Below are 23,866 nucleotides of genomic sequence, written 5' to 3'. Positions count from 1 at the left end.
GGTCAAGGGGGAAACCGCAGCGGTGTGGCTTTGGGCAGGCTGTTGCGCTGTGTTTGCGGGCGGGGAGGGGGCGCTGCCCCCGGCCCGATGGGCCTCCCCCGAGATATTTTTGAAAAGATGAAGGGGGCCAGATGAAGAAGGTCAGTGGCCCCGGCGCGGTTTTGCGCTCAATAGCCGTCGGGCTGCTGTTGCCAGGATTTGGCGAGGTTGCCAAAACGGGTGAATTGCGCCTCAAACGCCAGCTCCACCGTACCGATGGGGCCGTGACGCTGTTTGCCGACGATGACTTCGGCCTTGGCGTGCAGACGCTCCATCGCCTGTTTCCACTCTTCCATCTTGTCGAGTTCGTGATCGCCGGGTTTTTCGCGTTCCTTGTAGTATTCTTCGCGGAATACAAACATCACCACATCGGCGTCCTGTTCGATCGAGCCCGATTCCCTGAGGTCCGACAGCTGCGGGCGTTTGTCCTCACGGCTTTCCACCTGACGCGACAGCTGCGAGAGGGCGACTACGGGAATGTTCAATTCCTTGGCGATGGCCTTCATGCCCATGGAAATCTCGGCGATTTCGTTCACCCGGTTGTCGGACATGCCGCGGCAAAGCTGCAAGTAGTCGATCACCAGAAGATCGAGCCCGTGGGTCCGTTTCAGACGTCGCGCGCGCGCGGCAAGCTGCGAGATCGGGATCGCAGGCGTGTCGTCGATAAAGAGTGGGCAGCTCTCCAGGTCCTTGGCGGCCTGCACGAAGCGGCGGAATTCCTCTTCGGTCATGTCACCTTGACGGATCTTGTGCGAGGAAATCTCGGAGGCTTCGGCCAGGATACGGCCCGCCAGCTGTTCGGCCGACATCTCAAGCGAGAAGAAGCCGACGACGCCGCCGTCCACCGCGCCTTCGCTGCCGTCCTGTTTGATGCCGCGCTTGTAGGCCTTGGCCACGTTGAAGGCGATGTTGGTGGCGAGCGAGGTTTTCCCCATCGAGGGACGACCCGCGAGGATCAACAGGTCCGACGGGTGCAAGCCGCCAAGTTGTTTGTCGAGATCATCCAGCCCGGTGGAAATCCCGGCCATGCCGCCGCCGCGCTGGTAGGCCTCATTGGTGACGTTGACCGCCTCGGTCACCGCGCGCAGGAAGGATTTGAACCCTTGTTCGGTCTGGCCCTGTTCGGCCAGTTGGTAGAGCGACTGTTCCGCCTCGACGATCTGTTCCTTGGGTTCGGAGGCGACATCGACGCGGCGGGCCTTTTCGGCGATGGTCTGACCAAGGGCGATCAACTCGCGCCGGATCGCCAGATCATAGATCATCTGCGCATAGTCGCGCACCGCAAAGGCGGAGATCGAGGCCGAGGCCAGCTTGGCCAGATAGGCGGGGCCACCCAGTTCGCGCAGGCCCTGGTCGTCCTCCATGAAGGCCTTGAGCGTGACCGGTGAGGCCAGCGCATTTTTTGAGATGCGGGCAGCGGCGACCTCGTAGATCCGGGCGTGCACGGGATCATAGAAATGCGAGGAGTTTATGATCGAGGCGACTTTGTCGTAGACGTCGTTGTTGGTGAGAATTGCCCCCAGCAGTTGCTGTTCCGCCTCGACGGAGTGGGGCAATTCCGATGCCTGTGCGTCATCTGCCGTACCGCTGGCGTCCGGGGACGCGGGCGGCTGTGGATCGCCGTTGAAAGAGGTGATCTCGTTCATGTCTGCTCTCTATTAATAGGCTCGTGTTCTACGCCGGAACCGGGCCGGATTTCCATCTGGAAATCCCTGTGGATGGTTTGAGGATAACCGCAGAGACGGGTGTGGGCAATTTTTCGAAAAACCATGAGGGTCTGCCGCCGCTTCTGTATCTGGTGTGTCACCCCTGCTTTGGCCACAGGATATGGGAAAGGCCGCCCCGATTCGGTGCGGCCTTGTCCACAGTATGCAGGGGCTCTGGTGGGAAAGTTTTCCTCAGCCTGTCTTGTTTGCCTCTTGCCAGGCGCGCGGATCGCGCAGGAATTTCTCTACCTCGTCAAGGGTTTCGGTGCTGAAGGCCCCCTGCGCGCGGGCCTCTTTCAGCACGTCCCACCAGGTGCACAAGTAGTGCAGCGCGACGCCGTGATCGCCCAGTGTCTTGGTGGTTTCGGGGAAGATGTCGTAATAAAAAATCACCGCCGTGTGGCCGCAGGTCGCGCCCGTGTCGCGGATCGCATCCACGAAGGAGAGCTTGGAGCCGCCATCGGTGGTCAGGTCTTCGACCAGAAGCACCCGCTCGCCTTCGGACATTGCGCCCTCAATACGGGCGTTGCGGCCGTAGCCTTTGGGCTTTTTGCGCACATAGGTCATCGGCAGGGCGAGGCGTTCGGCCACCAAGGCGGCAAAGGGAATGCCCGCGGTTTCGCCGCCGGCGATATTGTCAAAGGCCTCAAAGCCTGCATCCCGCATCACGGTGACGGCCATGAAATCCATCAGAGTGGAGCGGATGCGCGGGAAGGAAATCAGCTTGCGGCAGTCGATGTAGCTCGGCGAGGGCAGGCCGGAGGCCAGCGTGTAGGGCTCATCGGTGTTGAAGTTCACCGCGCCGATTTCCAACAGCATCCGGGCGGAGAGGCGGGCGATTTCTTCTTTGGACGGGTAGGAGGAGGGGATCATGGCGTATCCTTCGAGAGCAGAGTGCCAGAGGCGCGGGCGGGAGCCTCCGGCGGGGATATTTATCGAGAAGATGAAGTCAGGCGACGGTCCAATGCACCGGGAATCCGGGGTCAAAGACGGTGACCGGGCCGTCCGGCGTGTCGATCTGTTCCGGGAACGCGACGGGGGCGTCCTGTTTCACCAGCGTGATTTGGCCGGGGTTTTCCGGCAGTCGGTAGAAGGCGGGGCCGTTCCTGGAGGCGAAGCTTTCGAGCTGCTCCAGCGCGCCGTCTTCTTCGAACACATGCGCCAGCAGCGCCATGGTGTTGGTGGCGGTGAAACAGCCGGCACAGCCGCAGGCTTGCAGCTTGTTGGCGTCCGTATGCGGCGCCGAGTCGGTGCCAAGGAAGAACCGTGGATCGCCCGAGGTGGCGGCCGCGCGCAGGGCGATCCGGTGTTCCTCGCGCTTGGCAACCGGCAGGCAATAGTAATGCGGCTTGATGCCACCGACGAGGATGTGGTTGCGGTTGATGATCAGGTGATGCGTGGTGATGGTCGCGCCCAGATCCTTATCCTGCGACCGCACGTAATCGGCAGCGTTCCGGGTGGTGATATGTTCCATCACCACACGCAGGCCCGGGGTCGCCTGACGGATCGGATCCAGAACCCGGTCGATAAACACCGCCTCGCGATCAAAAATGTCGATGTCGGGGGCGGTGACCTCGCCATGGGTGCAGAGCGGCAGGCCGATTTCTGCCATCTTCTCCAGCACCGGGCGCACCTTGTCGAAATCGCGCACGCCGGAAGCGGAGTTGGTGGTCGCCCCGGCGGGGTAGAGTTTGACCGCTTTGACCAGACCCGACGCATGGGCGGCGGCGACATCTTCGGGGTCGGTGTCCTCGGTGAGGTAGAGCGTCATCAGCGGCTCGAACGTCATGTCACCGGGCAGGGCGGACAGGATACGGTCGCGGTAAGCGCCTGCCTGTTCGCCGGTCACCACCGGCGGCACCAGGTTTGGCATGATGATGGCACGGCCAAAATGGCGCGCGGTCTCCGGCAGCACCGCGCGCAGCATGTCGCCGTCGCGCAGATGAAGATGCCAGTCGTCGGGGCGGGTGATCGTCAGGCTCTGGGTCATGGCGCAGGCGTTAGCACAGCCCCATGAGCTTGGGAAGGCGCTCCGGACGCCGGTGTTACCCGCGTGTCAGCGGACCGGGCGGGGGGCCGGGCGGTGGCGCGCGGAAAGCACCCTGTTCCGCCTGGTCCTCCAGCGCCCGCAGGCGGCGGCGGAACCGTGGCATCCGGCGGCGGTCGTTCACGTTGCGGCACAGCAGCATGGTCAGATAGGGGCGCTCCAGATAGTCCAGCCGGTTCAACAGGTTGCGCAGGTAGACATTGTTGTCCCGCCGCGCCCGTGCCAGGCGGTGGAACGCCGGGGCGGACAGCCGACCACTGCCGGCCAGCGACATGATCCGATAGAGGATCTCCATTTCGATCAGGCGTGTCTGGATCGCCTCTCCCATGCAGGGCATCCGCAAGCGGGTCACATTGGGCCGGGCAAACAGCGCCGCATGCATCGCATCCAGCGATTGATAGGGATCATAGAGCACAAAGGCCCGCTCGGCCGCATCCAGCATGTCCGGCGCATAGCCGTAGCGGTCGGTAAAGGAGGTGCGGCGCATCTCGACAAAGCGGTCGTCCCATTCGGTCATGCGCGGATCGAGCGTCGCCTGCGGCTGGATCGCCACCACGGTTGCGCCCGGGGCCGCCACCGAATAGGCCGCCGCCGCATAGCCGCAGGGGCCGGCGCCATAGAACACGACATTGTCGAATTCCTCAAAGAATCCGTCGTCGATCAACTGGTCGAAAAAACCGTAGATACGGTTTTCGCGGAACCAGGTGTCGCCGTCGGAAATCAGGCAGAGGTGGGACCAGCCCAGGTTTTTCACCAGGTCAAACCCGAGCGGCTGCGCGGTCTCGGAAAAGCTCTCGATTCCCTGGCGGCTTTCGAAGGTCACCAGCAGCGTGTTGCCCTGATCGATGAAGGTGGCGAAGTGGCGCGGGCCCAGCGGCTGATACATGCCGTTTTCCTCGGCCATATCCGCCAGCCGCTGCTGCCATTCGGCGGGCTTCAACCCGGAAAGGTCCTGCTCCAGTATATCTGTGTCGTCCTGCATGCGCGCCACCTGCCACCCGTTATTCGGTGTTGTTCAGATCCAGACCTAGGCGCAGATTGAGGCTAAATTTAGAAAAACCTTGGCCCAATTGTCGACGATCGCCGCCACGCTGCGCTGCTGTGACAGGTGGGGCAGGGGGCGGCCGTGTCAATCCTGACCGGAGGGAGCATCGGGCTTTGGCTTGCGCTCGACCGGCGTCACCGGCGTGCCGCGCCGGCCCAGGGTGGCAAAGCCGGCCAGGGTGCGCCCGGTGACCTCGCTAATGGGGCGCGAGGGGGGCGTCATCATCAGCCGCCCGAACAGGGCGCGATAGGGCTCCTGGCGCATCAGCTCCATGAACCGGTCCTTGCGCCATTGCACCGCGCTGTCGTGCAGTTTGCGCAGCTTGCGATCCTCCAGCAGCATGTCGAGGATGGCGTCGCGGGCCGGGCGGTAGCGGGCGATGGAGGTGTCCTCGGCGGTGTTGAAATTGCGCTCCACCCAATAGTCGATGTCCAGCAGGTCTTCCGAATGCACCGCGCGGCCGCGATCCGCCTTCAGGATATAGCTCTCCATCGCGCCCAGCGGATAATGGTTCAGCTGCGCCAGCTGGTAGTTGTCCTGACCGTAGTTTGAAAACACCCGCTTGGTCTTGAAATCCCCCATCAGTTCGCGGCCGACGCAATCGAACCAGCGGTACTGCTCCAGTGCGGCGTCGTCCTTGATGCTGCGGGGGCGGTGGATGCCGATCTTGCGATAGGTGCCGGAGTTGCGAAACAGGGTCTTGAACATCGAGGCCCGCCACGGCCAGTGCATCACCGCCGGGGCGGCCCGGGTGAAACGGTCGGTGACGCGCTCGCCCTGATAGCGCACCTGATCGGCATTGCCGAACAGCCGCCAGGTCAGGGTGATCGCATCCGCATCGGGCAGCGCCGCCAGCAGATCCGCGATCTGGCCCTTGCCGGCGTGGATGTTGACAAATTCGTCGATGTCCAGCGCCAGGATCCAGTCGGCGCCCTTGGTCAGCGGATGCTTGTCGGCGCGTTTCATTGCGGTGAACTGGATCCCGCCCTTGTCAAAGGGGCCGGTGTTTTCCTCATGCGTCAGGTGGCCCAGCGCATCCAGCCGGTCCAGCATCTGGGTCGTGGGGTCATCGCAATCGTTTGAAAAGACAAGAATATCCGTGAAGCCCACCGCCTTGTGATGGGCCAGCCACTCCAGCAGGAATGCGGCTTCGTTGCGAACGGTCAGAACTGCCAGCGTGCGCATTCTCAGCTCTCCAGATCCAGCGAAAGCGCCCAGGCCACGCGTTCGGTCGCGCTGAGGTCGATCTCCAGCGCCTGTTGGTACAGCTCTTCGAATTCCGCGCGCTGGTGCAACTCGGCAGCCTTGGTCCGATGCCAGTCCAGCCCCGCCGCATGCAGATCGCGCAGGGTCTTGTCCTGCATCAGCCGCGCCAGTTCCGCCTGCATGCGCGGCAGGTTGCGCTGGATGGTGATGTCGCGGTGATCGTTCCAGTCCATCCGGATCCAGTAGTTGAGCCCGATCGAACGGTCCACATGCAGCGCCCGACCGCGCTGGCGTTTGACCAGAAAACTCTCGGCCGAGCGCAGCGCATAGTGGTTCAGCTGCAATAGGTCATAGCCGATGGATTTCTTCGAGCTGCGCCAGCCGTTGTCGACCACCTCCGCCGTCATGTCCTGACCGGAGCCATTGACCCATGTGACCTGCGCGCGTTTGTCCTCCGCCAGCTTGTTGGGCCGGTGGCAGGAGATTTTCTGATAGGCGCCAATGGGTTTGAACATGGTCTTGAAGCCCCAGACCGTATGCGGCTTGGGGCAGAACTGCGGCGCGCAGTGGTCGAATTGGGCAATGACCGGCCGGTCGGCCAGCGCGGTGACGCCATTGTGGCCAAACAGCCGCCAGGTCATCGCGACATTGGTGGCCTCCGGCACATGGTCAAAGAAATCCGCCAATGTGCCATTGCCGCAGCGCACGTTGATGAACTCGTCGACGTCGATATGGATCACCCAGTCGGCCTGTTTGATCACCGGCTCTTTCAGCGCCTGGTTCAGCGCGTATTGCTGCGGCGAGTTGCCCTTCCAGTTGTCGTTGTTGCGATGCTGGAGGAGGCCAAGCTCCTGCAGGCGATCCAGCAGCTCGGCGGTGCCATCGCTGCATCCATTGGTGTAGATCAGGAAATGATCCACCCCGATCATCCGGTGATAGGCCACCCATTCCAGGATATAAGGCGCTTCATCCTTCATGCAGCCGACGATCACATTGCTGCTCCGGCCTTTGGGCAGCGTGCGCACGGGCGTTTCCGCGTAGGGCGGCATTGGGGTGGTCTCGTCGAGGCTGCCGATCCGGTTGTGCGGCTTGAACGAAGAGCCCTGCAACATCTCGAAATTCTTCAACGCCAGCGGTGGCATCAGCCGCTGCGCCCGGGCGCTCGGGGCGGCAGGCGTGTCGGTCTCCTGCGCCGCGCGGGCGCTCCGGTGCGCCTGCAAGTCCCCCTCGCGTGCGGCGCGCTCCTCGCGGGTGGCTTTCTCGATCCGGTGCAGGAAGGCCAGCAGGTATTGCGAGGCGCGAAACCCCATCTGCGGGTCCGCCTCCGCCCAGTCCTCAGAGGAGATTTCCACATCAAACAGCGCCGGCGACAGATCCGCATGCCGGGCACAGAGGCGGGCGTTGTCGGCGGCAAAGAACCGTGTCACCGCCCCCAGCCGGGCCGGGTCGATGGGCGGTCCATCGACCTGGAGATCCTGGATCATCTGCCGCCACAGCTTGCGCGGCAGGATGTGGTTGCCCTGCGCCAGAAGCCGCAACAAAAGCGCGTTGAACTGGCGCCCCCGCGTCAGCCAGGCCGCCGGGATCGGCGCGTCGGGCCGCTGTTCGGCGACCCGCCCGATCTGGCCGTCGATGCCAAAGGCGGCGCGGATTTCTTCGGTCACATCGGCGCTGCCGAAGCGTGCCGGATCATAGGGGCGAAAGGTCACCGAGCCGGCGCCAAAGACCTCTTCCCAGAACTCTTGCAGCGCCAGATAATCGAGCCAGAAGGGCGCGCCCTGGCTTTCCTCGAACTGGCCGGCCTGAGGATCCACCGGCGGCAGGGTCTCCAGGGCCGCCTGCCACCAGCTGTTCTCGCGCGTCATCTCCACCTCGCGGGCCAGCCCGGCGGCGCGCCCTTCGAGGACCTGCGCGGCAAAGACCTCCGCCAGCATCCGCGCCTGTGCGTCCAGATGCGCCACGATGCGGATATCCTCCGACAGCGGCGCCAGCAGCGCCTTCAGCCGGTCCAATTCGCTGCGGCGCGACAGCTGCGTGCCCAGCTGATGGGCGCTCAGGATCAGCGTGTGCGGGCTGTGCTGGGCCACGTCGCGGCGCAGATCCTCCAGCAGCGTCTCGCGCAGCTGGGCCTGTTTGGCCGCGCCGATGTAGCCGCGATTGTAGCGCAGCGGGTCGACGTGGTCGGGATCGGTGACCGCCATGAACAGGCGGGTGTGGTTCTTGGCCCCCGCCGCGCGCGGCACCAGCACGCCCTTGTCCAGCAGCTGGGCCCGTTTCTCTGCCAGCACCGCCTGCACGCGCGTCGCGCCCGCCACATGAAGTCCGATATGTAGATAGATCCGCATCAGCCCGCCCTGTCCTGCGTTGTGTCCGGCGCTGTGTCCGGCGCCGCGTCGGACGGGGGCTGGCGTTCCCCGTCCGGATTGATGTTGGACTGTCCCCACCAGGGCAGGCGCCGCCCCAGGAACCGCTCCAGCCGCTGCGGCGCGTCCGCTGCGGCCACATCGACCTCCAGATACAGGGGGTCATCGCGGAACCAATGGGCCAGCGCCTCGTAATGGCCATCGATCCAGATCATCTGCTCGTCCATGTCGTGCCCATATCCGACCGGCAACCCCGGCACCGTCGACAGCGGCAGGCGCAGCTTGCCGAGGTTGTTCCAGCGCATGATCGAACGCGCCATCTCCTCGGTCGCCCGCCGGGTGGCGACAAAGCGCAGTTTCGGGTGCAGCTTGCGCAGCGCCAGCAGCATCGCATGGTCGCATTGCGGCCAGACCGAATTGCCGCCGTAGATAAAGCTCACCTCGCTCAGCGCGGTATAGCCCGCCAGCAGCGCCGCCGGGTCGCCGTATTTATAGAGCCCCTCGTACATCAGGTTGCCGACAAACACGCGGTCGCTTGGATCGGCGGGATCTTCCTGGTCCTTGATACGGTGATCGGCCACGCGGTAGCCGGCGCGGATCAGCGCGTTCTTCAGCGTGGTGGTCCCGGATTTCGGCAGTCCGAGGTTGATGACGTCCAGTCCCATCAGTGCGGCCTCACGCCAGTCCCAGTCGCTGCAGCATGGCGTCTTCCTGCGGTGGCAGCGGCGCGGCGGCCTGCAACTGCGCCCGCATCTGCTGATAGGCGGGGTCCGCCAGCAGCGCATCCCGCCGCGCCAGATGGCGGGCCACGCAGTCCGCGTGCAGGCGGGCGATCTCCGGATCGGCCTTCAGCTGCGCCAGCGCGTCGTGCAGGGCCGGCAGCATCCGCTGGATCGAGCGATCCTCCCAGGCCGGATCATTGCGCTCGCGCCAGTAAGTGTCGTCAAAGGCCCGGTTCTCGCGGTTCACATCGCCGCGGTCGGTCTTGACCAGATAGCTGTCCAGCGCCCGCAGCGCATAGTGGTTGAGCGTCGCCAGCGCGCGCGCGCCGCGGGCGGGAAACCTGCGGATGCGGCGCGGGTTTGCCGCCACCAGAAACCGGTGCGGCACCGCCCGTCCGCTGCCGTCGCACCAGCGCGGGCGGGCCTCGGCCGGGGTGTTCTTGCGCAGGAACGGGCGATGCGCGCCGTAATAGCCCAGCGGAAAGTCCCGCCGGGTCAGCGTCTTGACCTCGATCGCCGTCTCGCCGCACCAGACATCCGGGTTGTGGCTGTGGGTGAATTGCTCGATCACCGGACGGTCCTCAAATGCCTCGACCCCGCCATTGGCAAAGAACTGGAAATTGAGCGAAATCGCCTGCGGCTCGGCACAGGCGGCAATCAGCGCCGGGATGCTGTGATCGCCCACATGAATGTTGAGGAACTCGTCCACATCCGCGATCCACAGCCAGTCGGCCTGCTGCACCACCGGCTGGTGGGCGCAATCCTTCAGCGCCTCCATCTGATAGGCGCGCCCCTTCGCCGGGTTGGGCAGATGCGTGACACCGCCCCGCGCCGCCAGCGCATCCAGCAACGCATCGGTGCCATCGCTGCAATCGTTGGAGTAGAACAGGAAATCGGTCACCCCGATCAGGCGGTTATAGGCAATCCATTCCAGCAGGAACGGACCCTCGTTCTTGACGCAGGTCACCGCGGTGATGCGCATGTCGCTGTTCCTTCCCCTCGTCGACCCAGGCCGCGGCGCGGTCCGGTCTGCCCTCTGCGCGTCTGCCCCTGTGCGTCTGCCCCCTGTGTCCGGGGCTGTGCGCGCGTATGACTTGTTGCATCCCCGCGCGCGCGCCGTCAATTGCCCTGACAGGAGAACGCCGCACCTGTTGCATCGCCTCCGCGTGACGCCTGTTGACGGCTGTTGACGCCTGGGCGCAGAGCGTGTCCTCTGGGCGTCGGAATATGCAAAACAGGGGCACGCGGGCGGATGACCACAGAGGCAACAGAAGCGATGCCGCAGCAGGCGGCAGGGACGCAGGGATTTGCATCGATCAACGCGGTGCAGGCCCGGCTGGCCGCGGCCGGCTATGTCTGTGGCCGGGCGCTGGCCACCGTGGTCTTCCTCTCCGCCCGCCTCGGTCGGCCCCTGTTCCTGGAGGGCGAGGCCGGCGTCGGCAAGACCGAGATCGCGAGGGCGCTGGCCTCCGTCACCGGCCGGCCCCTGATCCGGCTGCAATGCTACGAGGGGCTGGATGCGGCCAGTGCGGTTTATGAGTGGAACTTTGCCGCCCAGATGGTGGCGATCCGCGCCGCCGAGGCCTCCGGCACCGCCGACCGCAAGACCCTGCAAACCGAGATGTTCTCCGAGGATTTCCTGATCGCGCGGCCCTTGCTGCGGGCGATGCAACCCGATCCGCGCGGCGCGCCGATCCTGCTCATCGACGAGCTGGACCGCACCGACGAGCCGTTCGAGGCCTTCCTGCTGGAGGCGCTCTCGGACTTCCAGGTCACCATTCCGGAGCTGGGCACCATCAAGGCGCCAGAGCCGCCGACGGTGATCCTCACCTCCAACCGCACCCGCGAGGTGCATGACGCGTTGAAGCGGCGCTGCCTCTATCACTGGGTCGATTATCCCGATTTCGACCGCGAGATGGAAATCCTGCGCGCCCGCGTCCCCGAGGCCGCCGAGACCCTCAGCCGCGAGGTGGTCGCCTTTGTGCAGGCGCTGCGTACCGAGGATCTGTTCAAGAAACCCGGCGTGGCCGAAACCATCGACTGGGCCAACTGCCTGCTGGCGCTTGACGTGGTGGCGCTCAGCCCCGAAGTCATCGCCGACACGCTGGGCGCGATCCTGAAATATCAGGACGACATTGCAAAACTCCAGGGGTCCGAGGCCAAGCGCCTGCTCGATCAGGCCCGTGCCGCGCTGCCGGAGGGCTGACATGCGCCTTCATCTTCTTAAAAATATCCTGGGGGTGCGGGGGCAAGGCCCCCGCGCGTGCTGATGGCGGACTATGTCCAACTTGCTCTGCCGGATCGCCCGAAACTGGTGGCCAATCTCACCCATTTCGCCCGGGCGCTGCGCAAGGCCGGGCTGAAGGTCGGCACCGGGCGCGTCATCGACGCGGTGGAGGCGGTGGCCGCGGCGGGGTTCACCTCGCGGCGCGATTTCTACTGGACGCTGCACGCCTGTTTTGTGTCGCGCCCCGAGGACCGGGCGGTGTTTGCGCAGGTGTTCCGGCTCTACTGGCGTGATCCGCGCTATCTGGAACACATGATGGCGGCGATGCTGCCCGCGATCCGCGGCGTGCAGGAAGAGCGCGGCGCCAAACCCGCCGAGAAACGCGCCGCCGAGGCGCTTTTGGACGGGCAGCTGCCCGATGCGCCCGCCGAAGACGCACCCGACGGCACCGAGATCGAGCTGGACGCGACCATGACGCTCTCGGCCGAGGAGCGGCTGAAGACGCTGGATTTCGAACAGATGAGCGCGGCGGAGATCGCTGCGGCCAAACGCATGCTTGCAGGTCTGACCCTGCCGGTGAAACCGTTGAAAACGCGCCGCCATCGACCGGATGCGCATGGCGCGCGGGCGGATTGGCGGCGCACGATACGGGACGCCTGCCGCACCGGGGGCGACATCCACCGGATGGCCCGGACCGCCCGGACGGAGCGCGATCCGACCCTGGTGGTGCTCTGCGATATTTCCGGCTCGATGAGCCAATACAGCCGCATGGTGCTGCATTTCCTGCATGCTGTCGCCAATGCGCGTGGTGGCCGCAAGACACAGGGCTGGGCCCGGGTGCATGGGTTTACCTTCGGCACCCGCCTGACCAACATCACCCGGCATCTGCGCCAGCGCGATGTGGACGCAGCGCTGGCCGCCGCCGGGGCCGAGGCGCAGGACTGGCAGGGCGGCACCCGGATCGGCGCCTGCCTGCATGCCTTCAACCGCGACTGGTCGCGCCGGGTGATGGGGCAGGGGGCGGTGGTGCTCCTGGTGACCGACGGGCTGGATCGCGAAGCACCGGAGGATCTGGCCCGCGAGATGCAGCGCCTGCGGTTGTCTTCCCGGCGCCTGATCTGGCTCAACCCGCTCTTGCGGTGGGACGGGTTTGCCCCGCGCGCCCAGGGCATCCGCGCCATGCTGCCCCATGTGGACAGCCTGCGCGCCGGTCACAGCATTGCCGCGCTCGAAGATCTGGCCGCCGTGATCTCGCGCCCCGAGGATGCCGGCGAAAAGGCGCGGCTGCTGGCGATGCTGGCGGAGTGAGCACGCACGCCCCCCCGCCGCACGCCACCGGCAGGCGCAATTTGGCACGATTTGTCCTTGATCTTCGCGGCTTTAGGGCCAAGCTTTGAGGGGCAACAGGCACCGGGATCCACACCATGACATCTGGCACCGAACAGGCTGACGCCGCCCGCTTTGAAAACGCCTCCGAACTGGCGCTGCACTGGCACCGCGAGGGGATCGGCGCGGTGCTGTGTACGGTGGTGCAGACCTGGGGATCGGCGCCGCGCCGCACCGGCTCGCAACTGGTGGTGGGCGGTGACGGCCGCATCGAGGGCTCGGTCTCCGGCGGCTGCGTCGAGGGGGCGGTGATCCTGGAGGCGCAGGAGGCGCTGGCGCAGGGCGCCCACAAGCTGCTGGAATTCGGCGTCAGCGATGATGATGCCTTTGCCGTCGGGCTGGCCTGCGGCGGCACCATCAAGGTGCTGCTGGAGCCGGTCGGCAAGACGCTGGACGAAGAGACATTGGAGGCGCTGGTGCTGGCCCGTGCCGAACGCCGCCCGCTGGCCTATGAGGTCAACCTGACCGGCGGTCAGGGGCATCTGGTCAATACCGCCTCCTACCCCGATCGCATGCGGATGGATCGCTCCGGTGTCGAGGAGGATGGCGAGACCTTCGTGGCGGTGCACAACCCGCCGCTGCGGCTGATCCTGGTCGGCGCGGTGCATATCGCCAAGGCGCTGGTGCCGATGGCCCGGATCGCCGGCTATGACCCGATCCTGATCGAACCGCGCGCCGCCTTTGGCTCTGCCGAGCGGTTCCCGGGCGAGCGTATTCTCGACGACTGGCCGGATGAGGCGGTAGAAAAACTGGGACTGGATGCGCGCACCGCGCTGGTGCTCTTGACCCATGACCCCAAACTGGATGACCCGGCGCTGATGGCGGCGCTGCGGGCGGAGTGTTTCTATATCGGCGCGCTGGGCTCCAAACGGACCCACGGCCAGCGCCAGCAGCGGATGATCGCGGCGGGCTTCTCCCAGGACGATCTGGCCCGCGTTCACGGGCCTGTCGGGCTTGACATCGGCGCCGCCAGCCCGGCGGAAATCGCGGTGTCGATCCTCGCTGAGATGACCGGCGTGCTGCGGGGCAAGGTGGCATGAAATTCGGCCCACTCGCGCTGACCGCCGCCGAGGGGGCGCTGCTGGCGCACTCGTTGCAAGGCGCCGGCGGTCGGATTGCCAAGGGCACGCGGCTGACGGCGCAGGACCTCGACGACCTCCGGGCCGCCGGCCATACCGAGGTGATCGCCGCGCGGCTCGACCCCGGCGACCTGCATGAGGATGAGGCGGCGTTGCGGCTGGCGCAGGCGATGGCGCCGGATGCGGCGGCTCTGGGGCTTCGGATTTCGGGCGCGGGGGCCGGGCGGGTGAACCTCTATGCCACCACGCCGGGGGTGGCGCGGGTGCGCGCGGATCAGATCCTGGCGATGAACAGCGTCGATCCGATGATCTCGGTGGCGACGGTGCCGGATTTTCACCGGGTGGATGCAAACAGCATGGTCGCGACGATCAAGATCATTGCCTACGCGGTGCCCGACGCGGATCTGGCGCGCGCCGTGGCGGCGGCCTGGGCGGCGCTTCAGGTGCTGCCACCGGTCTATGGCACCGCCAGCCTGATCGAAACCCGGGTGACCGAGGACACGCCCGCCGACAAGGGTCGCGCCGCGATGGCCGGGCGGCTGGACCGGATGGCAATGACCCTCAGCCCCCGCGTGGTGGTGCCGCACCGCGCCGCGGATATTGCACAGGCGCTGGGCGACGCCCCGGGCGAGGTGCTGTTTGTCCTCACCGGCTCTGCCACCTCCGACCCCGCCGATGTGGCCCCCGAGGCGGTGCGGCTGGCGGGGGGCACGGTCACGCGCTTTGGCATGCCGGTGGATCCGGGCAATCTGCTGTTCCTCGGCCAGCTGGGCACAAAGCCGGTGATCGGCCTGCCGGGCTGCGCCCGCTCGCCAGCGCTCAATGGTGCCGACTGGGTGCTGGAGCGGGTGGTCTGCGGCATTGATGTGACGTCGGCGGATATCGCCGCGATGGGGGTGGGCGGCCTGTTGAAGGAAATCCCGACCCGGCCGCGGCCACGGCGGGATGGGGAGTAAACACCGAAGCCCGTGCCTGACCCTGGGGAGGCGGGGGGGCGGCGGGAAGCGCCTTTCCGGCGGGAAGGTCAGGTGCTGTCCGACCTTTCGGACGGACGCAGCATGCAAATCCGCAATCGTCGCCGCGCCCCTTGCCGCAAAAATTCCTCGCGCCATCTCAAGACGCGTGATTAACTGATCTCAGCCAGACAAAGAATTTCAAGCTAGGGAGGAATTTATGACGAAGGTCTCCATGACCGTGAACGGTCGCCCCATGTCCGGGGAGGTCGAAGGTCGTACACTCTTGGTGTCGTTCCTGCGCGACCAGCAGGGGCTCACCGGCACCCATGTGGGTTGCGACACCAGCCAATGCGGTGCCTGCGTTGTCCATGTGGACGGCAAGGCGGTGAAATCCTGCACCATGCTGGCGCTTGAGGCCGAAGGGGCGGAGGTTGCTACGATCGAGGGGCAGGCGGCTCCTGACGGCACACTCAACGCGATTCAGGCGGCGTTTCAGGAACACCACGGGCTGCAATGCGGCTTTTGCACGCCCGGCATGGTGATGTCGGCAGCGGCATTGCTGAAGGAGAACCCAAAACCCTCCGAGGCCGAGATCCGCCATTATCTGGAGGGCAACCTCTGTCGTTGCACCGGCTACCACAATATCGTCAAGGCGATCATGGCAGCCTCGGGTCAGGACGTGACCTCGATCGCGGCGGAATAACGCCCGCCCCAAGTGACCTGTGCCAGCCCGTTTGCAGACGGGCTGAGGAACGTAGCCCGTATCAATCCAGCGGACCGCTCGGTCAGGCGGCGCGGCGGGAAGAGGAGCCCAAAGCGCAACAGCCCAAAAGGACCCGGCCCGCATTCTGGGAGGAGTTTGGATTATGCCTAAAGATATTGACGCCAAGGAGAGCGGCATCGGCGCCGCCACCAAACGGCGCGAAGACATCAGGTTCCTGACGGGAACCGGCAATTACACCGACGACATCAATGTAAACGGTCAGGCCTACGTGCATTTCCTGCGCTCGGATGTGGCGCATGGGCGGATCACCTCGCTTGATACCGCGGCGGCGGCGGCGATGCCCGGCGTGCTGCGGGTGTTCACCGGGGCGGATTTCGAAAGCGTTGGCGGTCTGCCCTGCGGCTGGCAGGTCACCGACCGCTTTGGCGAGGTGATGCAGGAACCGGCGCATCCCGTTCTGGCGCAGGGCAAGGTGCGCCATGTGGGCGATCCCATCGCCGCCGTGGTGGCCGAAAGCGCCGAATTGGCCCGCGATGCCGCCGAGGCGATCGAGCTGGAGATCGAAGACCTGCCCGCCGTGATCGACATGAAGGCGGCCCTCTCTGAGGATGCGCCCAAGGTGCATGACGATCTGACCTCCAACCTCTGCTATGACTGGGGTTTTGTGGAGGAAAACAAGGAGGCGGTGGCCAAGGCCTTTGACGACGCGGCCCATGTCACCACGCTGGAGCTGGTCAACAACCGGCTGGTCGCCAACCCGATGGAGCCGCGCGTGGCGGTGGGTGATTTCAACCGCGCCACCGGTGAAAGCACGCTCTATACCCCCAGCCAGAACCCGCATGTGATCCGGCTTTTGATGGGGGCCTTTGTGCTCGGCATCCCGGAGCATAAATTGCGCGTGGTGGCCCCGGATGTGGGCGGCGGCTTTGGCTCCAAGATCTTCCACTACGCCGAAGAGGCGTTCTGCACCTTTGCCGCCAAGGCGCTCAATCGTGCAGTGAAATGGACCTCCTCGCGGTCCGAGGCCTTTATGTCCGACGCCCATGGCCGCGATCATGTCACCAAGATCGAACTGGCGCTGGACGCAGACAATAACTTTACCGCGCTGCGCACCGAAACTTACGCCAACATGGGCGCCTATCTCTCGACCTTTGCACCCTCGGTGCCGACCTGGCTGCATGGCACGCTGATGGCGGGCAATTACAAGACGCCGCTGATCTATGTGAACGTCAAGGCGGTGTTCACCAATACGGTGCCGGTCGATGCCTATCGCGGCGCGGGGCGGCCCGAGGCGACCTTCCAGCTGGAACGCGTCATCGACAAGGCGGCGCGCGAACTGGGTGTCGACCCGATCGCACTGCGGCGGCAGAACTTTGTCACCGAGTTCCCCTATGCCACGCCTGTGGCGGTGGAATATGACACCGGCGACTATGTGGCGACGATGGATAAGCTCGAAAAGATCGCGGATATCGCAGGCTTTGCCGCGCGCCGGGCCGAAAGCGAGAAATCCGGCAAGCTGCGCGGTCTGGGTGTGAACTGCTATATCGAGGCCTGCGGCATCGCGCCCTCGAACCTCGTCGGGCAATTGGGCGCCCGAGCGGGGCTTTATGAGAGCGCCACGGTGCGGGTCAACGCCACCGGCGGCATCGTGGTGATGACCGGCAGCCATAGCCACGGGCAGGGGCATGAGACGTCCTTTCCGCAGGTGATCGCCGAGATGATCGGCATTCCCGAGGATATGGTGGAGATCGAACACGGCGACACCAACAACGCCCCGATGGGCATGGGCACCTATGGCTCGCGCTCGCTGGCGGTGGGCGGCTCTGCCATGGTGCGCGCAACCGAGAAGATCATCAACAAGGCCAAGAAGATCGCCGCCCATCTGATGGAGGCCTCGGACGCCGATATCGAGCTGAAGGACGGCAAGTTCTCGGTCGCGGGCACGGATAAATCCGTGGCCTGGGGGGATGTGACCCTCGCCGCCTATGTGCCGCATAACTACCCGCTGGAGGAGATCGAACCGGGGCTGGAGGAGACGGCGTTCTACGACCCGGCCAATTTCACCTATCCGGCGGGGGCCTATGCCTGCGAGGTTGAGGTTGACCCCGACACCGGCAAGGTCACCATCGAACGCTTTGCCGCCGCAGATGACTTTGGCAATGTGGTCAACCCGATGATCGTCGACGGTCAGGTGCATGGTGGTCTGGGGCAGGGCATCGGTCAGGCGCTCTTGGAGGGCTGTGTTTATGACGAGGACGGTCAGCTTTTGTCGGCGTCGTTCATGGATTACGCCATGCCACGCGCTGACGATGTACCGTTCTATCAGGTGGATCATTCCTGCCAGACGCCCTGCACCCACAACCCGCTGGGGGTGAAAGGCTGTGGCGAGGCCGGGGCGATCGGCTCGCCGCCGGCGGTGGTCAACGCGGTGGTGGATGCGCTGCGCTCTGCCGGCAAGGATGTGACCCATATCGACATGCCGCTGACCCCCGCGCGGGTCTGGGCGGCGATGCAAGGTTAAAGTGGGGCGAGGGGCGCTGCCCCTCGCGCTCCCCGAGGTATTTTGAAAAAGATGAAAGCCCCGGCCGGGGATCTTTCGGAAAGGATGAGCGATGTATGAGTTTGAATTCGCGCGACCATCGAGCGTCGCTGATGCGGTACAGGCGCTGAGCGAAGAGGATGCGCAGGCGCTGGGCGGCGGGCAGACCCTGATCCCGACGCTGAAGCAACGTCTGGCGATGCCCACGACCCTGGTGAGCCTGGGCGGCATTGCCGAGATCAAGGGGGTTTGCCAGACCGACGATGGCAAGCTGGCGATCGGTGGCGGGACGACCCATGCCGACGTGGCAGCGGGCGCGGACGCCTATCCGGCGCTGGCCGCGCTTGCGGGGCAGATCGGTGATCCGGCGGTGCGCAACCGGGGCACCATCGGTGGATCTTTGGCCAACAACGACCCGGCTGCCTGCTATCCGGCGGCGGCGCTGGCGTCGGGCGCAACCATCGTGACCAATGCCCGCGAGATTGCGGCGGATGACTATTTCCAGGGCATGTTCACCACCGCGCTTGAGGAGGGTGAGATCATCACCGAGGTGCGCTTTCCGGTGCCCGAAGCGGCGAACTATCAGAAGTTCCTGCAACCGGCGTCGCGCTTTGCCATGGTTGGCGTCTTTGTCGCCAAATTTGCGGATGGTGTGCGGGTGGCGGTCACCGGCGCGTCAGAGGAGGGCGTGTTCCGCTGGACCGAGGCCGAAGCGGCGCTGTCGGCCAATTTCAGCGCGGATGCGATCACCGGCCTCAGCGTCGCGGAGGACGGTATGATCGGCGATATCCACGGCACCAAGGCCTATCGCGCGCATCTGGTCGGCGTGATGACCAAACGGGCGGTCGCCGCCGCAGGCTGACAGCCTGGTTTTGGAAAACGGGTCGAACGCAGGAAAAGCGCTCTGTCGATGACAGGGCGCTTTTTTGCAGCGTCGCGCCACGTGTCGATCAGGTGCGCAGGAAGCCGGCGATGTCGGTCAGCAGCGTCTGGGTGTGATCCGCCAGACCGCGGATCTCGGTTGCGATCACGGCAAACCCCTTGCCCTGATCGCCGATCCGCGCCGCCTCGATCGAGGCGTTGAAGGCGATCAGGCGAATGTTGCGGCCCACGGCCTCGGCATTCTTGATCGCGTCGAGCATGTCGCCGGAGCGCTGCGCGTCCCGGCTGCGTTGTGCCGCGCTCAGCTGCTCCACCAGCGCGTCGAGGAAACCGGAGATGGCGGGCTCCAGCCGGTGCAGGCAGAGTTCCTCCACCTGGGGGAGGGCACGGATCCGCTCCATCATCGAGGCGCCGCCACCGGTGGTCACCGCATGGAGCGGTTCCAGCACATCGAGGCAGGCGACACGGCGCTCCTCCAGATGTTCGGGCAGTTCATAGCTGCTGTCCTGCAAACGGGTGACCAGATCCTCCGACAGCATCTGATGGGCGGTCGCGATCCGCTTTGCCGAGAGGGTCAGCGCGCGCTCGCTCTCCGGGTCGCCGCTGACCTTTGTGTCCTGATGCAACAGGGCGACGAGCGACAGTGCTGCGATGCGACACGGGCCGATCGCCATCACGGCGTCGCTTTGAATATCGGTGAGAGTCATATGGCCCGTCCCTGGTTAAACTGCGGCAATGCTACGCCGGGTTAGATTAAGGCTCCGCTAATGAATGCAAGAATTTCACGACAGATTTGCGCGTGCCGCCGGACGAGGGCGGGGGATTGCGATGATATATAAAACGTATATATTTCATATTCGAATCACCAATGGAGCGTAAAGTGGGACTTGTCAAAATCGGGGACGATCTGCACGAAGATATCCGGCGTGCCAGCGGTGTCATGTGCCGCTCGATCAATGCCCAGGCGGAGTTCTGGATGAAGATCGGCATGCTGGCGGAGGCCAACCCGACCCTGACCTTCAGCGAGATCCTGCACCAGCAATTGCAGGCCGCCGCGGTGGCGCCGTCGGACGAGACGGCCGCGTGACATGGTCAAGTCGCCTCAGGAGCTGACCTTGATGCGGCAGTCCGGGCGTCTACTTGCCTCGGTGTTTGACATGCTGGACCAGATGCCCTTGCTGGGGCGCAGCACGCTGGAGATCAACGATCGCGTCGAACGCTTTATCGAGCAGGAGCTTCAGGCCCGCCCGGCGAGCAAGGGTCAATACGGGTTTGAGTATGTGCTGAACTGCTCTCGCAACCATGTGGTCTGTCACGGGGTGCCGAGCGCGTCGGAGGTGATCACCGACGGCGACATCATCAACCTGGATATCACCCTGGAAAAGAACGGCTATATCGCCGATTCCAGCAAGACGTACCTGGTGGGCAATGTGTCCGGCGCCGCCCGGCGGCTGGTCCGCATCGCCTATGGTGCGATGTGGCAGGGCATTGCCCAGGTGCGCCCCGGGGGGCGGATGGGGGACGTCGGCCATGCGATCGAGCGGTATGCGCGCAGACACGCCTGCTCGGTGGTGCGGGAGTATTGCGGTCACGGGATCGGACGGCAGATGCACGAGGCGCCACAGGTGCTGAACTTCGGCCGCCCCGGCACCGGCGAACGGCTACGCGCGGGCATGGTCTTTACCGTGGAGCCGATGGTGAACCTCGGCAGTCGCCGGGTGGAAACGGAGCCGGACGGCTGGACCATCGTCACACGGGACCGCCGGTTGTCGGCGCAGTTCGAACATACGGTGGCGGTGACCGATGCCGGGGTCGAGGTTCTGACGTTGCGCCGGGGCGAGCGGCCCGCAGGACAGCCGCTCCGCGCGTGACCTCAGCCCCGCAAACAGCCCCGCCTGAACAGCCCCGGCAACGCGGCCCGTGGCGCTGGGCGGGCGGCGGCGCGGTATAAAAAAACCTCCCGGCACCAGGTGCGGGGAGGTCGCGGGCGCAGGGAGACCCCGCGCCGGATCGCCATAAGGGCGTTACTTGCTCGGAAGCGGGCCGATCATCATGATCATCTGACGGCCTTCCATCTTCGGCATGTTTTCGACCTTGCCGAGTTCCTTGATGTCCTCGGCCACCCGTTGCAGCAGCTCGCGGCCCAGGTTCTGGTGCGCCATCTCGCGGCCACGGAAACGCAGGGTGACCTTCACCTTGTCGCCGTTTTCCAGAAACTTGACCACGTTGCGCATCTTCACGTCATAGTCGTGGGTGTCCGTGTTGGGACGGAACTTGACCTCTTTGACCTCGATGATCTTCTGCTTCTTGCGCGCTTCGCTTTCGCGTTTCTGCTGTTCATACTTGAACTTGCCGTAGTCCATGATCTTGCAGACCGGCGGATTGGCGTTGGGCGAGATCTCCACCAGGTCCAGACCGGCCTCTTCGGCCATCTGCATGGCCTTGGCGGGATGCACAACACCGACGTTATCGCCATCTGCACCGATCAGGCGGATTTCGGGAGCGCGGATTTTGTCGTTGACGCGCGGGCCGGTATCACGGGTCGGCGGCGCGTTATGAGGTCTGCGAGCTATGGGTTCTATCCTTTGATAATTGCAGAAATTTGAGCCGGGAATTTAATCGGTGTCCGGCGGTCTTGCAAGCCGGAAACACGGTGCTTTTCATCATTGAGGGGAGTTTTCACGATAGAGCGCGCCCCCCGGCGGCGGAGCATGGCCGAGGGGAGCAGTATTTACCACTTCCCCCTTGTTGTCGACGCCTAAGACGCACATGAACATGCGCAATCCGTCCCGCGTCGGGACGTCAGCATGGAAGGACTATGCCATGAAAATCGCAGGAGTGGGCGCCGCTGTCGGCGTCGTGGTCGTCGCAGGGGCGTTCTGGTATCTGAACCAATCCGAGGAACCGCTTGCCACGGAGGCCCCGGCAGAGGTGGCAAACGAAGTCGCCCCGGCGGACACCGAAACCGCGGCTGAGACCGAAGCCGAGACCGACACCGCCGCCGAGGCGGCCGCAGAGGCCGCAGCCGAGGCCGAAGCCACCGCCGAGGATCTGCAACAGCAGGTCGAGGATGGCGTTGCCGCGGCGGAGGACGCCGCCGAAGAACTGGCCGATCAGGCCGCTGACGCGGTCTCGGATGCTGCCGACGCCGCCTCCGAGGCGGCCGCCGACCTTGGTGAAGGCGCCAGCGCCGCAGCCGACGCCGCGCAGGAGCAGGCCGCCGAGGCCGTGGACGCCGCCGAGGACACCGCTGCCGCCGTGGCAGAGACCGCAAGCGAGGCGGTCGACAGCGTGACCGAAGGCGCGGCTGATCTTGCCGAGGGCGCTCAGGAGGCCGCCGAGACCGCAGCGCAGGAGGTTCAGGACAGCCTGACGCAGGATGTGGGCGATGCGCTGCCGGACGAGAGCACCGTGGCAGAGCAGGCCGAGGCCGGCGCGGGGGCCGATACCGAGGCAGCGGCAGAGGCTGAGGCAGACGCCGCCGCCGCGGACACCGATGTCACCACCGAGACCTCGACTGAGTCTTCGACGGAGACCACAACCGAAGCCGACGCCGGCACCGACGCCGATGTGGCGGCGGACAGCCCGGCCACGCTGCTCACGCCCGAGGGTTTTGACTATGACCGGGTGATCGAGCTGATCGACGGCTCGCAACTGGACCCGCTGAAAAAGACCGCGGTGAAATCCGCGATCACCCAGGCGCGCGACAACCCCGATTTGCTGAAAGCGGCGCTGGAGCAGGCCCGCACTGCGCTCGGGCTCTAACGCCCCCGCGGCAAACGCCAGACATCAGACAGGGGCGGCGCATCAGCGTCGCCCTTTTTGTTGCGCGTCCCGATGCGCAAATAATTCTGCTGGAGCGCTGCGGTCACAAGCCCTGGCAGAGGTTCACGCACGGGAGGCCTTCTATCGCGGTCTCGAGGTCACGCTGTCGGAATGAAAAATGCGGACCTCGCTGACGAGATCCGCAGTGTTTCTGTTTGATGTGATGTGCCCGAGGGCTCAGTCGAGGAAGGCTTTTTCCACCACGAAATGTGCGGGCTTGGAATTGGCGCCTTCTTCCAGACCATAGGTGTTTTCAAACAGGTCCTTCAGTTCCAGGTTGAACGCCAGGTTGCCGCAGATCATCGCGCGGTCGCTTTCCGGGTTCAGCGGCGGCACGCCCAGATCCTCAAACGCCTCGCCCGAGCGCATCAGGTCGGTGATGCGGCCCATCTTGGCGCTCTCTTCGCGGGTGGTGGTAGGGTAGTATTTGATCTTCTTCCAGAAACCCTCACCGATCACCTCGTTCAGAAGCTCGTCGTCCTTGAGGCTCTCGATCAACTCGCGGCCATAAGTCAGCTCACCGGCCTCGCGGCAGGTGTGGGTGATGATGACCTCGTCGAATTTCTCGTAGGTTTCCGGCTCGCGCAGCAGCGAGGCAAAAGGCGCAAAGCCGGTGCCGGTGGCAAAGAACCAGATCCGCTTGCCGGGGACCAGCGCGTCATGCACCAGGGTGCCGACGGGTTTCGGGCGCAGGATGATCTCGTCGCCGACCTTGATGTGCTGGAGCTTGGAGGTCAGCGGGCCGTCCTGCACCTTGATGGAGTAGAACTCCATTTCCTCGTCCCAGCTTGGGGACGCGATGGAATAGGCGCGCAACAGCGGTTTCTGCTTGCCGGTCTTTGGGTCCGGATCGCCCATCAGACCGATCATCACGAACTCGCCCGAGCGGAACCGCAGGGACGCAGGCCGCGTGCAGCGGAAGGAAAACAGCCGGTCGGTCCAGTGCTTGACCTCTGTCACGGTCTGGGCGTCGGGCAGGGTCGGTTTGGCCTTTGCAGGCGCGGCGGCTTCGGTCACAGGCTCACTCACAGTCTCGGTCACGGCGGCAATCTCGTTCATCATGTCTCTGCCAGCGGGGATAGGCTGGCACCTCTGATTAAGCATTGATCCAGGTCAGGGG

General features: G+C 65.0%; 21 protein-coding genes. 10 read left to right on the top strand and 11 right to left on the bottom strand.

Features of this window, described 5'->3' with window-relative positions; genetic code table 11:
• Positions 1–167 precede the first annotated feature (167 nt).
• The 8 genes from MHM88_RS16630 to MHM88_RS16595 form a co-directional block, all read right to left on the bottom strand.
• A complete protein-coding gene (locus MHM88_RS16630) occupies positions 168–1,685 on the bottom strand; it encodes a replicative DNA helicase (protein WP_239367630.1) in 1,518 nt (505 codons plus the stop codon).
• Between the two features lie 252 nt (positions 1,686–1,937).
• The gene (locus MHM88_RS16625) at positions 1,938–2,618 is read right to left on the bottom strand and encodes an orotate phosphoribosyltransferase (protein WP_239367628.1); all 681 of its coding nucleotides are present in this window, start codon (positions 2,616–2,618) and stop codon (positions 1,938–1,940) included.
• A 76-nt stretch (positions 2,619–2,694) separates the two neighbouring features.
• Entirely contained in the window at positions 2,695–3,735 is a 1,041-nt protein-coding gene (pyrC, locus tag MHM88_RS16620) for a dihydroorotase (protein WP_239367626.1), read from the bottom strand.
• A gap of 55 nt (positions 3,736–3,790) precedes the next feature.
• Positions 3,791–4,774, bottom strand: a complete 984-nt coding sequence (locus MHM88_RS16615) for a phosphoadenosine phosphosulfate reductase (protein ID WP_239367624.1) — start codon at positions 4,772–4,774, stop codon at positions 3,791–3,793.
• Between the two features lie 147 nt (positions 4,775–4,921).
• Complete coding sequence (locus MHM88_RS16610; RefSeq protein WP_239367622.1) at positions 4,922–6,022, bottom strand: glycosyltransferase family 2 protein; 1,101 nt, start codon at positions 6,020–6,022, stop codon at positions 4,922–4,924.
• Positions 6,023–6,024: 2 nt separating this feature from the next.
• The gene (locus tag MHM88_RS16605; RefSeq protein ID WP_239367620.1) at positions 6,025–8,388 is read right to left on the bottom strand and encodes a glycosyltransferase family 2 protein; all 2,364 of its coding nucleotides are present in this window, start codon (positions 8,386–8,388) and stop codon (positions 6,025–6,027) included.
• Positions 8,388–9,071: a sulfotransferase gene (locus MHM88_RS16600; RefSeq protein ID WP_239367618.1), complete on the bottom strand. Its 684-nt coding sequence runs from the start codon at positions 9,069–9,071 to the stop codon at positions 8,388–8,390. Before MHM88_RS16600 ends, MHM88_RS16605 begins: the two co-directional genes overlap by 1 nt.
• A 10-nt stretch (positions 9,072–9,081) precedes the next feature.
• Positions 9,082–10,110 (bottom strand): glycosyltransferase family 2 protein, encoded by a 1,029-nt coding sequence (locus MHM88_RS16595; RefSeq protein ID WP_239367616.1) that lies wholly within the window; start codon positions 10,108–10,110, stop codon positions 9,082–9,084.
• Between the two features lie 270 nt (positions 10,111–10,380).
• On the opposite strand from MHM88_RS16595, the gene MHM88_RS16590 reads away from it, so the two are divergent.
• The 7 genes from MHM88_RS16590 to MHM88_RS16560 all read left to right on the top strand — a co-directional run bounded on the left by MHM88_RS16590 (position 10,381) and on the right by MHM88_RS16560 (position 18,901).
• Complete coding sequence (locus tag MHM88_RS16590; protein WP_239367614.1) at positions 10,381–11,334, top strand: MoxR family ATPase; 954 nt, start codon at positions 10,381–10,383, stop codon at positions 11,332–11,334.
• 63 nt (positions 11,335–11,397) lie between these two features.
• Positions 11,398–12,663: a VWA domain-containing protein gene (locus MHM88_RS16585; RefSeq protein ID WP_239367612.1), complete on the top strand. Its 1,266-nt coding sequence runs from the start codon at positions 11,398–11,400 to the stop codon at positions 12,661–12,663.
• A gap of 116 nt (positions 12,664–12,779) precedes the next feature.
• Positions 12,780–13,781: an XdhC family protein gene (locus MHM88_RS16580; RefSeq protein ID WP_239367610.1), complete on the top strand. Its 1,002-nt coding sequence runs from the start codon at positions 12,780–12,782 to the stop codon at positions 13,779–13,781.
• A complete protein-coding gene (locus tag MHM88_RS16575) occupies positions 13,778–14,776 on the top strand; it encodes a molybdopterin-binding protein (protein WP_239367608.1) in 999 nt (332 codons plus the stop codon). The genes MHM88_RS16580 and MHM88_RS16575 overlap by 4 nt, the downstream gene beginning before the upstream one ends.
• A gap of 217 nt (positions 14,777–14,993) precedes the next feature.
• Positions 14,994–15,479 (top strand): (2Fe-2S)-binding protein, encoded by a 486-nt coding sequence (locus tag MHM88_RS16570; protein ID WP_239367606.1) that lies wholly within the window; start codon positions 14,994–14,996, stop codon positions 15,477–15,479.
• A gap of 163 nt (positions 15,480–15,642) precedes the next feature.
• A complete protein-coding gene (locus MHM88_RS16565; RefSeq protein ID WP_239367604.1) occupies positions 15,643–18,021 on the top strand; it encodes a xanthine dehydrogenase family protein molybdopterin-binding subunit in 2,379 nt (792 codons plus the stop codon).
• 91 nt (positions 18,022–18,112) lie between these two features.
• Complete coding sequence (locus tag MHM88_RS16560) at positions 18,113–18,901, top strand: xanthine dehydrogenase family protein subunit M (RefSeq protein ID WP_239367602.1); 789 nt, start codon at positions 18,113–18,115, stop codon at positions 18,899–18,901.
• Positions 18,902–18,989: 88 nt separating this feature from the next.
• Here MHM88_RS16560 and MHM88_RS23185 read toward each other — a convergent pair whose 3' ends face one another.
• Positions 18,990–19,628, bottom strand: coding sequence for a methyl-accepting chemotaxis protein (locus MHM88_RS23185; protein ID WP_305037632.1), 639 nt, complete (start codon positions 19,626–19,628; stop codon positions 18,990–18,992).
• 173 nt (positions 19,629–19,801) lie between these two features.
• On the opposite strand from MHM88_RS23185, the gene MHM88_RS16550 reads away from it, so the two are divergent.
• On the top strand, positions 19,802–20,008 hold the full coding sequence (locus MHM88_RS16550) for a ParD-like family protein (protein WP_239367600.1): 207 nt from the start codon (positions 19,802–19,804) through the stop codon (positions 20,006–20,008).
• Between the two features lies 1 nt (position 20,009).
• Positions 20,010–20,792: a type I methionyl aminopeptidase gene (gene map / locus MHM88_RS16545; RefSeq protein ID WP_239367598.1), complete on the top strand. Its 783-nt coding sequence runs from the start codon at positions 20,010–20,012 to the stop codon at positions 20,790–20,792.
• Between the two features lie 153 nt (positions 20,793–20,945).
• Here the strand turns inward: map and infC are convergent, their stop codons facing one another.
• Positions 20,946–21,494 (bottom strand): translation initiation factor IF-3, encoded by a 549-nt coding sequence (gene infC / locus MHM88_RS16540; protein WP_239323517.1) that lies wholly within the window; start codon positions 21,492–21,494, stop codon positions 20,946–20,948.
• Positions 21,495–21,744: 250 nt separating this feature from the next.
• On the opposite strand from infC, the gene MHM88_RS16535 reads away from it, so the two are divergent.
• Complete coding sequence (locus tag MHM88_RS16535; protein ID WP_239367596.1) at positions 21,745–22,686, top strand: hypothetical protein; 942 nt, start codon at positions 21,745–21,747, stop codon at positions 22,684–22,686.
• 237 nt (positions 22,687–22,923) lie between these two features.
• On the opposite strand, the gene MHM88_RS16530 is transcribed toward MHM88_RS16535, so the two are convergent.
• Complete coding sequence (locus MHM88_RS16530) at positions 22,924–23,805, bottom strand: ferredoxin--NADP reductase (protein WP_239323519.1); 882 nt, start codon at positions 23,803–23,805, stop codon at positions 22,924–22,926.
• Positions 23,806–23,866: the final 61 nt, after the last annotated feature.

Origin of the sequence: Epibacterium sp. MM17-32, from assembly GCF_022348205.1 — a bacterium.
Taxonomy (GTDB): Bacteria; Pseudomonadota; Alphaproteobacteria; order Rhodobacterales; family Rhodobacteraceae; genus Epibacterium.
The sequence above is the reverse complement of the archived record's forward strand: the minus strand, read 5'-3'. Positions and strand labels throughout refer to the sequence as shown.